Raw genomic sequence first — 14,353 nt, forward strand, 5'->3', positions numbered from 1 at the left:
ATTCAAAATATTATTGAAAAATTTATGAATTTCATAGTTTGATTTAAGATTATTCCTCCTTCATCATCATATAATCAGGAAGCAATTTCTCTTCTGTTGCTTTTGGTTTGGATTCTTGTTGGGGTGGATTTTTATCTTTTCTGTTCTCTCCAGAAAAAATAATTCGCAATAATTCTTTAAACGAATCGAACTCTACATTATAAGATAAACCGACCCCTTGGGTGTAGCCTATTTCTTCTCCGAAGTTACGGATGCTATTTTCTCTATTAAATACTTTTGCTCTTAGGGTTCCATCTTCATTTAAAAGTAAATCTATTTGTACATCTCCACTAATCACCGTTTGGCTGGCACTTCCAAAAGGTACCCCCACCTTACCATTAACCAATATTTTTTCACTTATTTTAGTTTGAAGGGTTACTCCAACCTTATTATCGGTTTGAAGCTCTGGGGTGTCTTGACCAATTTCAAAATCGAAACCGACATCTAGGTTGCCATTGCTTGTCCCAAAAAGGTTATTGACAATTCCCGTAAGACGTTCGGAAATGGTCCCTGTAAAATTAGCTCCGGTTACGCCACTAGAGAAGCCTCCAGACATTAAGAAAATTAAAGCTTGGTTATCGCGCTCTTCTTTAGAGGACAAACGGTATTCTAACTCCGATTTTACCGTAGAACTCACGTTCGGAAAACGGAAGTCGAACTGCGGATCGGGTTGCTCTAGCTTCCCTGTTAAATGAATTTCCACCTCTACATCTATACTCTGGTTTATAGGGTTATCTAACAACACCGAAGGGTTAGCATTACCCGCATAAAGGGCTTTTAAGTTGATTTCGGCCCCCATAGGCTCTCCTTCCCAAACGATACTCCCTCCTTGCTCAACTTTAAATTTCTTCTCTACAAAACCACCATATTTAAAATTGTAAAAGCCTTCGAGCACCACAAAATCACCCCACATATTAAAGGTTCCGTTGGTGTTGATTAAGAAATTGAGTCCCCCCACACCTTTACCTTTAATGGTACTTCCGGCTTCTTTATCAATAACAATTTCTATAGTAGCGTTTTCATTCACATTTAAATCAAAATCTAAGACCAGACCTTTAATTTCAATTTGTTCTGTGATCTCACCCTTTATTCTGTTGGCTTTTTCTTCAGGACTTAAAAAATGGATAAAGGAGTTGTCCCCAAAACTTTCAGCATCATTTAAAGGTATAAAGAATTCCGTTCCGGCTTCGGTACGTCCATTAATCACCTTAATAACCAATTGTTCGGTGGGGCCTTTAATTTCGGCTTTTCCGGAGATAAACCCTGTTCCGTAATACAACTCGTCTTCAGACTCTTCGGTATTTAACACTAATAAACGGTCTGTAGTGAGTTCTAAACCGAGTTTCCAATCGGAAAAATTATTATGAGCAATAAAACCATTAAGACTTCCTTTAGAGAAATATTTAGAATCCGTCATGGCCACATCATTAAAGATGAATTGCTGCCCACGCAAAGACACTTTAGAATCGAAATCGAAACCATAATCTACATTGAGATACGGAATGGATAAGCCGGCACGATCTAAAAGCAGCTCGCCATAAATGGCAGGCTTATTTAAACTCCCTGTAACATTGGCATAGCCAGAAACTAAACCTCTAATATTACTAATAACCCCTTCCCCTAGCGGATTTAAAGGATCTAGCATAAACTCTTCAAAGGTGACATCTAAATCTATCGTCGGATTTTTTTGTGCCACATCAATGGTTCCTTTTGCATCAAAAGATTTTAGGTTGTCATTAATTAACGTCACATCGACATCGTAATTGGTAATGGAATTGTTCCCTTCTATTTTAGCGTTTAGATTTCCTAAATCGTAATCATTAACAAACAAACTAGAAATTTCTACATCTGATTTTGGGAGATACACCCCATCGTTCTGTACCACATCTAACTTCCCATTTACAAGTCCTCTTAACGCTAAACTATCTATACGAGGAGTGATCTTCACCAACTCTACGTCTTTAAAATCTACATTAAAATTCTTATTTAAAGAGTCTTGTATGGCGCCAGATACGACTATTTCTTCATCTTCATGTGTTACACGAATAGGAAAAATGTTGAAGGTTTTAAAATCTCTATCAAACTGAATTTTGTTTAGACTGTCCTTTTTAGCATTTAAAAGCCAGTTGAACCCTTTAAAACGCACATCTGATTTTCTAATTCCCACTACCGATTTATTCGTTTTATCTATGGTGTAAAACAGATTGAGCTGAAAATCGTCCTTATTATTTTCTCCGCCTTTAAATTCCGTTTTAATCAGTAGTGTGTCGCGTCTTGTTACATTAATTAGACTAAACTGAGATGCATTATAAATCCCTGCATTTAAACTATCAATTTCTATATAGGTATTGTAAAGCGGGTTGCTATTATCAATATTAACATTAATGTTATTTGCAAAATAATCCTTGAACTTAATTTCTGGCGAATTAAATGTGAGCTCAAAGCCTTTTTCATCAGTTTCAATTTTACCTTCAATAAAGGTGTTTTTTCCAAGAATAAGATCTTTATAAAATACAGCCGCGATCTTAGAATAAATATTAAATCTAAAATCGATATACTGCCCTTTGTCCACCACATTAGGCACAAAATTGGTATAAATACTCCCAACAGAATTCTCAACTAAACCTAATATGTCTTTGGTTTTAAATTGTCCTGTAATACTTCCTTCTATAATATCTGGAGAATTTATGGCTATGGTACGCTCTTCATCTTCAAAAGTAGAGACGATATCAAAATCTTGAAATTCATAATCGCTATCTTGATTTTTATAGGTGGTATTTTTAATATTAATAGATCCTACAGCGTTATCAATTGTAGTTCCTACTGCAGACATGGTTACTAAACCTCTGAATTTTGAAATACTATCTCGAGTTACAAAATTTAAGGCGCTTAGGTTGGCGTACCCCACATTGGCTTTAAAATCGAATTTCTTAAGGTCTTCTGAAAAATCAGCCAAACCATTAAAGTTGAGTTGTAAGTTGAGATCTTCAACATCGAGGACCCCATTGAAAATACTATTTCCTAAATCTCCAGAGAGTTTAATATCTCTATAGGTATAATGGTTATAGTTAAGAATAAAAATATCCCCTGTTACTTCGGTGTTTAGGTTTTCTATGGTAAATCCTTTACCATTCACATCTAAATTTAAGGACGTATTTTCTACTAAAGGATCATTTATTAAGGCACCGATATTGAATTCTTCTAACACCACATTCCCCACGTAATTAGCATTATCGATATCATCAATATTAGTCAATTCTAAATTCGATTTAATATAGCCTAAATCGGTATCAATCTCTAAATCAGCCTCAACACGTTTAGTGGTTATAAAAGACGTTCCTTTGATTTTAAAATTCCCCACCTTAGAAATCACCGTTGGAATTGAATTCCCCAGAAGTCTTGGCATCAATGCTGTAAGATCGCGATAATTAGAAGCGAGGTTTTGAAAATTTCCACGTAAGGCAAAACTATCATCTTCCTTGCTGAATAAATTTTCAAAGGTAATAGCGCCAATAATTCTTGTGTTACTACTAGTACTTACATTGAGGTTTTTGGCTACAAGATTATTTAAAGTTCCAGAAAAATCGGCATTAAAATTAGCGTGCTGCTCGGTTCCGAATTCATCAAAAAAGACATTTAACTCTGTTAAAGAGATATCAGAATCTCTAAAACTGGCTTCCACATTAACCTTATCGCTAAAGTATTTAAAATCTTCACGGTTGTAATTAAACCTTAAATCTCCTTTTAATTCTGAAGCTCCTGTTTCAATATTTAAATCCCCAAAACTCATATGTTCCAAGGTGTATTCAAAATTAGCCATAAGGTTTTTCACCGCAATGCCACGACTGTCCTTAAAACTGAATTTATTGATACGAGCGCTTACTTCAGGCCCATTAATTAAAAAATTGGTGGTATTCGCGTTTAAATTGGTAAACTCAAATATTTTAGGCGTCTCAAGATTTTCATCAAGTAATCTAAAAATACCATCTTCAATAGACACATCGCTAGAAGAAAACAGAAACTCGCTTGGTCCAACACGTGGATTATCGGAATCAAATTTAGCGACAAACACATCTAGATTGGTATCGGATTCCCCTTTGTAAGTAATTAAATTAAACACTACATCCTGAAGATCGATATCGCCAAAATTAAGTTTGCTCTTATACAGATTTCTAAAACTAATAATAGAACTGTTTAACTCCCCCACACTAATAAGGGTGTCTTTTTTATAGTCTCTAATTAAGATTTCTTTTAGCTCTACATCGCCATTAAGCTGAAGTCCAACACGCCCAATATTAATGTCTGTTTTAAAATCGGCATTCACACGGTCGGTCACATACCTCCCCAAACGGGTTTGCACCGCTGGAATAGAAAGTATCAAAAACAAAATAAAAAAAAGTAGCAATATGATTCCTGCTAGTTTTCCTATTATTTTCAGTATCCGTTTGATAGAATTAATGCGTTTTAATGTGTGAAATCTTATTACCTTTGTCCCTACAATACGTTGTTAAATATGGCCTTGGACTATAAATGGTAAAATTAACAATTATTGTGCCTAATATCGACTATGGAAAAAGAAAATATTTACATCCTCGGAATTGAATCCTCTTGCGATGACACCTCTGCTGCTGTGCTATGTAACGCTCAAATTTTAAGTAATGTTGTTGCCAATCAAGAAATACATACAGAATATGGTGGTGTGGTACCCGAATTAGCCTCTAGAGCACACCAACAAAATATTGTTCCGGTTGTTCATCAAGCTTTAGAAAAAGCCGGAATAAAGAAGGAACAGCTCCATGCTATTGCTTTTACAAGAGGCCCAGGATTAATGGGATCGCTTCTTGTAGGCACTTCTTTTGCCAAATCTTTAGCTTATGGTTTAGATATTCCACTTATTGATATCAACCATATGCAGGCTCATATTTTGGCTCACTTTATTGATGAAGAGCATCAGCAAAAACCCTCGTTCCCGTTCTTAGCGATGACAATTTCTGGTGGCCATACACAAATTGTAAAAGTGAATAGCTATTTTGATATGGAGGTTTTAGGCGAAACTATTGACGATGCCGTTGGTGAAGCCTATGATAAAAGTGGAAAGGTTTTAGGTCTTGGATATCCTGCCGGACCAGAAATTGACAGACGCGCGCAATTGGGAAATCCTAAGGCTTTTAAATTTACCAAACCTAAAGTAGATGGTTTAAAATTTAGTTTTTCAGGATTAAAAACCGCCATTCTTTATTTCGTTCAACGCGAGGTTAAGGCCAATCCTAACTTTATAGAAGAAAACCTAAATGATATTTGTGCCTCTATTCAATACACGATTATTGGTATATTGATGGATAAACTAAAAATCGCTGTAAAACAAACGGGCATTAAGCAAATTGCCATTGGTGGTGGTGTTTCTGCCAATTCTGGTATACGCAAGGCATTAAAAGATGCTGAGCAGAAGTTTGGGTGGACTAGCTATATTCCAAAGTTTGAATATACCACCGATAATGCAGCCATGATTGGTATTGTGGGGTATTTAAAATACTTAGAAAAAGATTTCTCTGATTTTGATGTTATGGCCACAGCACGCTTAAAACTGTAAGGTTTAAAGTTTGTAGGTTATTTCTGTTGAAGATTTTTATGGGCTAGAAAGGCCCAGGAGGTCACAATTCTAATAATTATTACCCCTTCGTATAACATATTAGGTCGTTTCGTTCCATAATCGCTTAAAATTTAGTTGTTTTGTAAGACACCCAAATCAAACACTTTTTTTAATTATGAAACATTTACTGACCTTATTACTTTTCATGCCTTTTATCTGTGCGGCTCAATCTGACTTTGAGGAGCAACTCGATTCCATTTCAACACCAGAAGAAGCCACAACCTTTTTAAAAGAGAAGAAACCTTACAAAGGAAAACTCTTCACCTTTAACAAAGCAAAGCATAAAACCAAATTAGCCGACGAATTGTTTAGCATGTCTAAAGGTGGCAAAAAAGTGATTAAAAGCAACTATAAAAAAACCTACTATAAAGTTGTTGATAAGGCTAACGTTAATTATTCAAAATTTAGAATTATTGTTTTCGATGCCGCTAAAACTTCAAAAGAATCAGCCATAAACGAGCGTAAAGATGTGCTTACACAATTTTTACAAGGCTATCGTTTTAAAGATTTAGCCAAACATTATTCTCAAGGCCCTACCGCTAAAATGGGTGGTGACACCGGTTGGATTAAAGAAGGAGAAATGTCTCCAGAATTTGACGCAGAAGCTTTTCATGAAAATCACGCCTCTGATGAAGCTTTTATGGTAGACGACGCGGCCAACAATAAATATTATCTAGTTATCCAAACTGAGCCTATAACCTCTATTGAAGAGATTACGGTTTTAAAATTTAGTGAAAACATCGATTAATGCAGTTATTTTACAATCCACATATTACGGCACAAGACACCGACTTTAGTTTTGATAAAGATGAAAGTCGGCATATTGTAAAGGTTTTAAGAAAAACCGTCGGAGATACGCTACAAATAACCAACGGTCAAGGTTGGTTATTTGAAGCGGAACTCACCTCTGCACACCAAAAGCAGTGTTCCGTAAGTATCCTTTCTAAAACCTTACAACCACCACGTGACTACGATCTACATCTCGCTGTGGCACCTACAAAGATTAACGATCGTTACGAATGGTTTTTAGAAAAAGCCACAGAAATCGGCGTAAGCAGCATCACCCCTATTATCTGTGAGCATAGCGAACGTAAAGTTGTAAAATTAGAACGCTTTGAGAAGATTATACAATCGGCCATGAAGCAATCCTTACAATATTACTTGCCCACTTTAAACGCTCCTATAAGCTTTAAAACGTTTATGGATCAAGATTTTAAAGACCAAACCTTTATTGCCCACTGTGAAGAAACTGATAAAAAATCATTAAAATCACAATTACAACCTTCTGGCAGTTACACCATTTTAATAGGTCCGGAAGGCGACTTTAGCGTTAAAGAAATTGAAATGGCGTTGCAACATCAGTTTATTCCCGTAACTTTGGGTAAAACGCGTTTAAGAACGGAAACGGCCGCAATTGCAGCTTGCCATTCTGTAGCGTTTTTAAATGAATAAATGCATGAAAGTTTTCTTTTCCATACTCAGTCTTTTCGTTGCTTTAAATGTATTTTCTCAAGATGTTGCTATCTTAAAATACAAAGGTGGCGGGGATTGGTATAGTAACCCTACAGCACTCCCTAATTTAGTGAAGTATTGCAATGACCAAATTGGTACTAATATTAAGGAGAATGTTCAAACGGTAGAAGCCGGTAGCATCGATATTTTTCAATTTCCCTTGTTGCATATGACGGGGCATGGCAATGTCTTTTTTAATGATGACGATGCTGAAAATTTAAGAAACTATCTGATCTCAGGAGGCTTTCTCCATATTGATGACAATTATGGTATGGCTCCTTATGTGACCAAGGAATTAAAAAAAGTTTTCCCTAATGAGGAACTGATAGAAATTCCTCGCGACCATGAAATATTCCATACTGCTTTTGAATTTAATAACGGACTTCCTAAAATTCATGAACACGACGGAAAAACGCCTCAGGCCTTTGGTATTTTTGTAGACAATAGGCTTGTTTTACTTTTTACTTATGAAAGTGACTTGGGTGATGGTTGGGAAGACCAAGAAGTGCATAATGACCCTGAAGATGTTAGAGAAAAGGCTTTAAAAATGGGTGCTAACATTGTAAAATATGCTTTCGAAAACTAAATTTCAGTAGGGTTTTATATCACCTTCTTACAAGCGCTTTTAGAATTACACTATGCAACTGGACCATTACACTACCAATTTTAAGCAACAGCAACATCCTATTACTGTGGTATGCGATAACGTTAATAATGCTCCAAATATTGGCAGTTTGTTTAGAACAGCAGACGCCTTTGGTGTAAAGGAATTAATTTTTTGTGGTACAGACCTTCAGTTAGGCAGGCGTATGGCAAAAACTTCGCGTGCAACCGAAAAATATGTATCGCATAGAATTAATGAAACTATTGAAACCGTTATAAACGATTTTAAATCTAATAACTATTACCTTATTGCGCTTGAAATTTCTGAAACCAGCCAACCGTTAAGCACGTTTACGCTAAAAACCGACCGCCCTATTGTCCTTATTCTGGGCGATGAAAAGTTTGGCATTTCTGACACCATTTTAAGTCAAGTCGATGCCACTATTCATATTAATATGTATGGAAACAACAGCAGCATGAATGTGGTACAAGCCACAAGTATTGCGCTCTACGAATTAACCAAGCAACTTAATGCTTAAATTTGCCTTGCTCGAGATAATTCAGCATCTTTGAGTAAATCTAACCTTATGAATTCAAAAATAATTTCCCAAGGCCTGTTAAGAGCGCTCGGTATCATCGTAGCGGTGCTTCTTGTCCTCTATTTTTTATTTAAAATTCAGTCCGTAATTGTTTATATCGCTATTGCTGTGGTTATTTCGTTAATTGGACGTCCTATCATTCTATTTTTAAGGAATAGGCTTAAGTTTAATAATACCATCGCCGTCGTAACCACAATGCTTTTATTGGTAGGACTTTTAGTAGGACTAGTGGGCTTATTTATTCCATTAATTGTTGAACAAGGCCATAATTTAGCCTTGCTGAATATTGAGCAGCTTCAAGGCAATATTGAAAATCTCTACGATCAAATTATTACGTATTTCCAGTTTAACCATATTGATGTTGAGCAATCCATTAAAGACTCTAACCTTTTTGCTAAACTCGATTTTGCTATTATTCCTAATTTCTTAAACGGATTTATAAGTGGATTAGGAAGTTTTAGTATTGGTTTATTTTCAGTGCTTTTTATCTCATTCTTCTTTCTAAAAGACAGTAAATTGTTTGAAGACGGCCTTATGACCTTTATCCCTGTGGGCAATGAAGAGCGTTCAAAACGTTCTATAAATGCCATAAAAGATCTTCTTTCACGCTATTTTGTAGGCTTAATATTTCAGATTTTAATTTTATTTATCATTTATACAATCGTTCTTTTAATATTTGATATTGATAACGCTATTGTGATTGCCTTTCTATGTGCTTTGCTCAATTTGGTGCCTTATATAGGACCTGTAGTGAGTGGTTTTCTAATGCTTCTTTTAAGTATGTCTAGTAATTTGGGGGAAAATTTTAGTGACGTTATTTTACCAAAAACCACTTATGTGATGATTGGGTTTATCTTTGCACAATTGGTCGATAATTTTTTTAGTCAACCTTATATATTTTCAAAGAGTGTAAAATCGCATCCCTTAGAAATATTTTTAGTCATTATCATTGCCGGAATTCTTTTCGGTGTTGTGGGTATGGTAGTTGCAATACCAACCTATACTGCCATAAAAGTAGTTTTAAAAGAATTTTTATCGGACTATAACATCGTAAAAAAACTGACCAAAGGTTTATAATTTTATGTTGAAAGACGCACTGCTCCAACCCCAAGTTCAAGACTATATTAATCAGCATCTCAATGCAGACCCGACCGAACTTTTGCTTCGTGGCCTTCCTTTTGAAGATATAGATCCTAAATTGATCATAGAACAGATTGAAGCAAAAAAACGATGCGAAAAGAAACTTCCGACGTGGTATAAGGCGGAAAATATATACTATCCTAATAAGTTAAATATAGAACAAACTTCTTCAGAACAAACCGCCGCTTATAAAGCGGCTCTTGTTTCAGGAAAAAGCCTTATTGATGTTACGGGAGGATTTGGTGTAGACACCTATTATTTTTCAAAACAAATAGAACAGGTTATCCATTGTGAAATAAATACTGAGCTCTCTGCCCGTGTGGCGCATAATTTTAAGAGTTTAGACGCCGAGCACATTACTTGTCTCAGTACCGATGGTGTACAAGCCGTAACGGAATTAAAAACGCCTTTAGATTGGATTTATATTGATCCTTCTCGAAGAGATCAGAGCAAACAAAAAGTATTTTTATTAACGGATTGCGCTCCTGATATCACAGTTTATAAAACTGTGTTTCTAAAGCAAAGTAAAAACGTGATGATTAAAACATCACCATTATTAGATCTTACGGCCACATTACGCGATTTAGAGCATGTTAAGGAAATTCATATTGTGGCGTTGCAAAATGAAGTAAAAGAATTGCTTTGGATATTAGAACGGGATTTTACCGCTAGGCCACACATTAAAACCATCAACCTATTAAAATCTAAACATCAACATTTTGATTTTAATATAGACGAGGAATCATCCTCTATAGCAACCTACAGCAAGCCACTAGATTATTTGTACGAACCTAATGCGGCCGCCCTAAAATCTGGAGGGTTTCATATTCTGAGTCAAAAACTGAAGGTTGATAAATTGCACCAGCACGCACATTTATATACCTCAAATACCTTATTAGAATTTCCTGGACGACGTTTTAAGATTGAGAAGGTGTTACCGTATAACAAAAAAGCCCTTGCCAAGGAAAAGATTGTTAAAGCGAATATTACAACCCGTCATTTTCCAATTCCTGTAAAAGACCTTCGAAAGAAGTTTAAAATTAAAGATGGTGGCGAGATTTATTTATTTTTTACCACGGACACTGACAACTCAAAAATCGTCATTGTCTGCTCTAAAGTTTAAAATAAATTTAGAAGCCCAATTAAAATACGCGCTTTAATAAATTTATCCCTTTTTAATTTTTAAATGTACTCCAAAAAGGATCCCTAGCATTTAAATTTTTCAGAGAAATAAAAATAGGCTTAGTGCTCCAATTCTTTAGTTTTATTACGCTTTTAGCCTGTAGACACAAAAACCTTCAAAAAAAGTGCAATTTATTTTTAAGCATATCTAACTGATAAATATACAGTTAAAAAATAAGCGTCTAAATCTGCTAATTTTTTTTCAAAAAAAGTCTCTAAAATGTTGTGTCCTTCTAAATGTTCTCTTATATTTGCACCCGCAATTCAAGGATTGCAGATTGAAATACTGGAGAGGTGCCTGAGTGGCCGAAAGGAGCGGTTTGCTAAATCGTCGTAGGTGGAAACACTTACCCAGGGTTCGAATCCCTGTCTCTCCGCAAAATTTACTGCAGCTTATGCGACAGTATGTATTGAATTAAAGATAACCAATTCGGGGTGTAGCGTAGCCCGGTTATCGCGCCACGTTTGGGACGTGGAGGCCGCAGGTTCGAATCCTGCCACCCCGACTTTTATTGTAAATTTAGAGTTTAACTCTAAAGGGTCGCATAGCTCAGCTGGATAGAGCACCTGCCTTCTAAGCAGGCGGTCCTAGGTTCGAATCCTAGTGCGATCACAAAAAGCCTTACTATTTTTAGTAAGGCTTTTTTGTGTTTAATAACGCGGTAAAAGAACAATCCGCTCTGCATTGCAGAACGGATCTTAAAATTCTAAATCCAGAACACCTTTATAATTGCTTTTATGTTTTGGTTTAGCGCTATAAGGTAAATTCCCAACGCCAATTGAATCACTTCTTAAAGCGTGTGTTTTGGGGCTTTATTTTATAAATCTTTCTGAGTTTTGTGTGATCACTATTTTAAAAGGCCCAACCTTTTTACCAACCCTAATGGCAAAGATTGAAGGCGATAGGACAAAATAACCATTGGCTTCAAACTAACAGGTGGACCATATGCAAACTTTAAATCGAATTCAGATTCTAAATACGTAAAAGTTTCAGCACTGTATTTTATTTCTCCTTCCAACCAATTGGTCCAACCCATAACAATTTTCTTCATTCCTTTTCTTAGAATTAAAAAATCGTCATCAATCCCTGCATCGAACCCATAATATTTCGCCGTAACGCACCAACCGCGATTTTGCAATTCAGAAATGAGATGCGTCCACATTTCCGTTTTAATATTAATGGCCGTTTTATTCAAATTCAGTTTAAGCGTTTAAGTTTTTAAGTTAGTCGTGCACTTACAAACCTCACTAATTGGGCTTCGCTTTCAAATAGAAATAGCATACTTAAGTCTAGCTTCCCTCCTACACGCTTTATTTACAATAAGACCTCGCTTTTGGCTGTGTGTTCCTTGAGAGCTATTTAAAACGTTTCCTAGACCTCAGAAAACATGGCGAGCTCTAAGCCTGATTTTTTATAGAGGGTTATAGCGGCCATTTATAAGTGGTCCGTTAGCAGGATTCATTATTCCGGATATTCAATACGTAAATGATAGATATTCGCCAACTTGGACTTTAATACTTTTTTTATCGATTGAATTTCTTTAAACGTAATATCCGCATTAAGAAACTGTCCGTTTTCCATCTGTTTGTTAATGATATTCTCTACAAACTCATTAATCTTAGTACTAGTCGGTTCCTTTAAACTTTTAGAAGCCGCCTCTACACTATCACACATCATTAAAATAGCTGTTTCTTTACTAAACGGTGTTGGACCAGGATATCTAAAATCGTTAACGTCTACATTTTCATTTGTCGCTTTCTCCTTCATATAAAAATAGTACACCAAACTGGTACCATGATGGGTTCTAATAAAATCTATAACCCGATCTGGTAAGTTGTATTTCTTTGCAATCTCAATACCTTTAATGGTGTGATCTATAATAATTTTAGCACTTTCTTTGCTTGATAATTCATCATGCGGATTAAGAGCCGTACTCTGGTTTTCCGTGAAATACGTCGGATTGTTCATTTTACCAATATCATGATACAAGGCCCCTACTCGCACCAACATAGCATTCGCTCCAATTTCATTGGCCGAAGATTCAGCCAAATTTGCGACATTTAAAGAGTGGTGAAAGGTTCCGGGTGCTCTATTCGATAATTCTTTTAATAATTTAGTATTCGTGTCTGAAAGTTCTAATAAAGACACATCCGATACTAAACCAAATATTTTCTCATAAATGTAGATCAGCGGTTGCACAAATAAGGTGGCCAATCCGCATAATACAAACAACCCAAAGGTTTCTAGTTTTAATCCTGTAAGTTGTCCTTCATGAATAACGAAAAAGGCAAAATAAGCGATAATATAAATCAGGGTAATTTGCCCGACAGAAATAAAGAGGTTTGCACGCTTATACAATTCCGACACCGTTAAAATAGTAACCATCCCCGCAATGATTTGTAAAAACATATACTCATAACTATTAGGCACTACAAAACCTAAAAGCAAGACCGTTAAGACATGTGTAAACAACCCTAATCTGGCATCGAAAAACGCTTTTAAGACCAAAGGCATGATACACAATGGTACAATATAAATAAATTGGGAATTGACATTAACCACTAAAGAAGTAATTAAAATCATTAAAGCGATATTGAAAAATATAAAGGTGACTTTAGTGTTATTTAAAAACACCTCATTTCTATATTTTTGAAGAAACAGTAATAACATTAATAGCGTTAAGGCGACTAATACGGTATAAGATACCAAGACCCAGTTGTAATTGGCGGTATTCCACTCTTGAGACTCGTATTCTGATTTTAAAGAGCTTAAAATATCGTACTGAGGTTCTTCAATTACCTGTCCTTTAGAAATAATCAGCTGATCTTTCTCTACACGACCACGCGTTAAAGACAACCGCGATAATTCTTCCTCAAGGGCTTTATTGGTTAAGGTTTCATTGAGACTGATATTCGGTTGAATGACATCGAAAAAAATAGACACCATTCGTTTCTTAATCTCTATAGGAAAAGCATTTCCTAGGTCGGCCTCAATATGACCTCTAAGGGTACTGAGTTCATACAAACTGCCATATTGCACTTCTTTTTCCACTTTATTAGCCGTAGCTAACTTCACCACCCGATCATCATCATACTTATATTCTAAATCTAAAACCCCTTGATCATAGAGTTTTTTAATAATGGATTGCCCTTTTTTATACAAATCTGATTTATCACTTTCAAAATCGTTAGATTCAATAAAAACTTGATTAAATCGCGCTAAATAATCCGACAAGACATTCTGTTCAACCGCTTTATCAAGCTCGAAATAAACCAGACTTCGACTTGTAATTTCAGCTTTTTCTTCTTCAATCTCTTTGGCCGATTTTTTAATCGCAAAATTAAAAGGCGCGTAAAGATTTTCGGACTGCCAAGGCTTTCCTTTTTCAAACGAATACTTAAACTTTCCTGTTTTAGGAAACAGGTACACAATAAACAGTGTTGTAACAATAAACAACAACACTTTATAGACTAGAGCGTGGTTCTTATACCACTTGTTATAGAATACATTCATATACAATCAAATGTAATAAATATTAAATTTTTAGAGGGCTAATATCATTAATACATTCTCAAATCTCTCAAAAAATGTTTAATTTCGCACGAAACAACAATCAAACAAATTTAT

The 14,353-nt window shown here is 35.5% G+C and carries 10 protein-coding genes and 3 tRNA genes; 10 read left to right on the forward strand and 3 right to left on the reverse strand.

The window, feature by feature from the left end; translation table 11 throughout:
• Nucleotides 1-49: 49 nt before the first annotated feature.
• The gene (locus ACFQ13_RS04360; RefSeq protein ID WP_386114448.1) at nucleotides 50-4,420 is read right to left on the reverse strand and encodes a translocation/assembly module TamB domain-containing protein; all 4,371 of its coding nucleotides are present in this window, start codon (nucleotides 4,418-4,420) and stop codon (nucleotides 50-52) included.
• A gap of 186 nt (nucleotides 4,421-4,606) precedes the next feature.
• Here ACFQ13_RS04360 and tsaD point away from each other — a divergent pair, with 186 nt between their 5' ends.
• The 10 genes from tsaD (at nucleotide 4,607) to ACFQ13_RS04410 (ending at nucleotide 11,338) form a co-directional block, all read left to right on the forward strand.
• Nucleotides 4,607-5,629 carry a tRNA (adenosine(37)-N6)-threonylcarbamoyltransferase complex transferase subunit TsaD gene (gene tsaD / locus ACFQ13_RS04365; protein ID WP_386114450.1) on the forward strand — a complete coding sequence of 341 codons (1,023 nt, stop codon included), beginning with the start codon at nucleotides 4,607-4,609 and terminating at the stop codon, nucleotides 5,627-5,629.
• Between the two features lie 175 nt (nucleotides 5,630-5,804).
• Nucleotides 5,805-6,437 carry a peptidylprolyl isomerase gene (locus ACFQ13_RS04370; RefSeq protein WP_386114453.1) on the forward strand — a complete coding sequence of 211 codons (633 nt, stop codon included), beginning with the start codon at nucleotides 5,805-5,807 and terminating at the stop codon, nucleotides 6,435-6,437.
• On the forward strand, nucleotides 6,437-7,141 hold the full coding sequence (locus tag ACFQ13_RS04375; protein ID WP_386114455.1) for a 16S rRNA (uracil(1498)-N(3))-methyltransferase: 705 nt from the start codon (nucleotides 6,437-6,439) through the stop codon (nucleotides 7,139-7,141). Before ACFQ13_RS04370 ends, ACFQ13_RS04375 begins: the two co-directional genes overlap by 1 nt.
• Before the next feature lie 4 nt (nucleotides 7,142-7,145).
• Nucleotides 7,146-7,787, forward strand: coding sequence for a DUF4159 domain-containing protein (locus ACFQ13_RS04380; RefSeq protein WP_386114457.1), 642 nt, complete (start codon nucleotides 7,146-7,148; stop codon nucleotides 7,785-7,787).
• A 52-nt stretch (nucleotides 7,788-7,839) separates the two neighbouring features.
• Nucleotides 7,840-8,343, forward strand: a complete 504-nt coding sequence (locus ACFQ13_RS04385) for a TrmH family RNA methyltransferase (RefSeq protein ID WP_386114459.1) — start codon at nucleotides 7,840-7,842, stop codon at nucleotides 8,341-8,343.
• Nucleotides 8,344-8,391: 48 nt separating this feature from the next.
• Nucleotides 8,392-9,480, forward strand: coding sequence for an AI-2E family transporter (locus ACFQ13_RS04390; RefSeq protein WP_386114462.1), 1,089 nt, complete (start codon nucleotides 8,392-8,394; stop codon nucleotides 9,478-9,480).
• 4 nt (nucleotides 9,481-9,484) lie between these two features.
• Entirely contained in the window at nucleotides 9,485-10,666 is a 1,182-nt protein-coding gene (locus tag ACFQ13_RS04395) for a THUMP-like domain-containing protein (RefSeq protein WP_386114466.1), read from the forward strand.
• A 347-nt stretch (nucleotides 10,667-11,013) separates the two neighbouring features.
• Nucleotides 11,014-11,102, forward strand: a tRNA-Ser gene (locus tag ACFQ13_RS04400).
• 54 nt (nucleotides 11,103-11,156) lie between these two features.
• Nucleotides 11,157-11,231: transfer RNA gene (locus ACFQ13_RS04405), tRNA-Pro, on the forward strand.
• A 33-nt stretch (nucleotides 11,232-11,264) separates the two neighbouring features.
• Nucleotides 11,265-11,338: transfer RNA gene (locus ACFQ13_RS04410), tRNA-Arg, on the forward strand.
• 235 nt (nucleotides 11,339-11,573) lie between these two features.
• On the opposite strand, the gene ACFQ13_RS04415 is transcribed toward ACFQ13_RS04410, so the two are convergent.
• Nucleotides 11,574-11,921, reverse strand: coding sequence for a hypothetical protein (locus ACFQ13_RS04415; RefSeq protein WP_386114469.1), 348 nt, complete (start codon nucleotides 11,919-11,921; stop codon nucleotides 11,574-11,576).
• 266 nt (nucleotides 11,922-12,187) lie between these two features.
• Nucleotides 12,188-14,239 carry an HD family phosphohydrolase gene (locus ACFQ13_RS04420; RefSeq protein WP_386114472.1) on the reverse strand — a complete coding sequence of 684 codons (2,052 nt, stop codon included), beginning with the start codon at nucleotides 14,237-14,239 and terminating at the stop codon, nucleotides 12,188-12,190.
• Between the last annotated feature and the right edge of the window lie 114 nt (nucleotides 14,240-14,353).

This window comes from Winogradskyella rapida (assembly GCF_042675845.1).
Taxonomy (GTDB): Bacteria; Bacteroidota; Bacteroidia; order Flavobacteriales; family Flavobacteriaceae; genus Winogradskyella; species Winogradskyella rapida.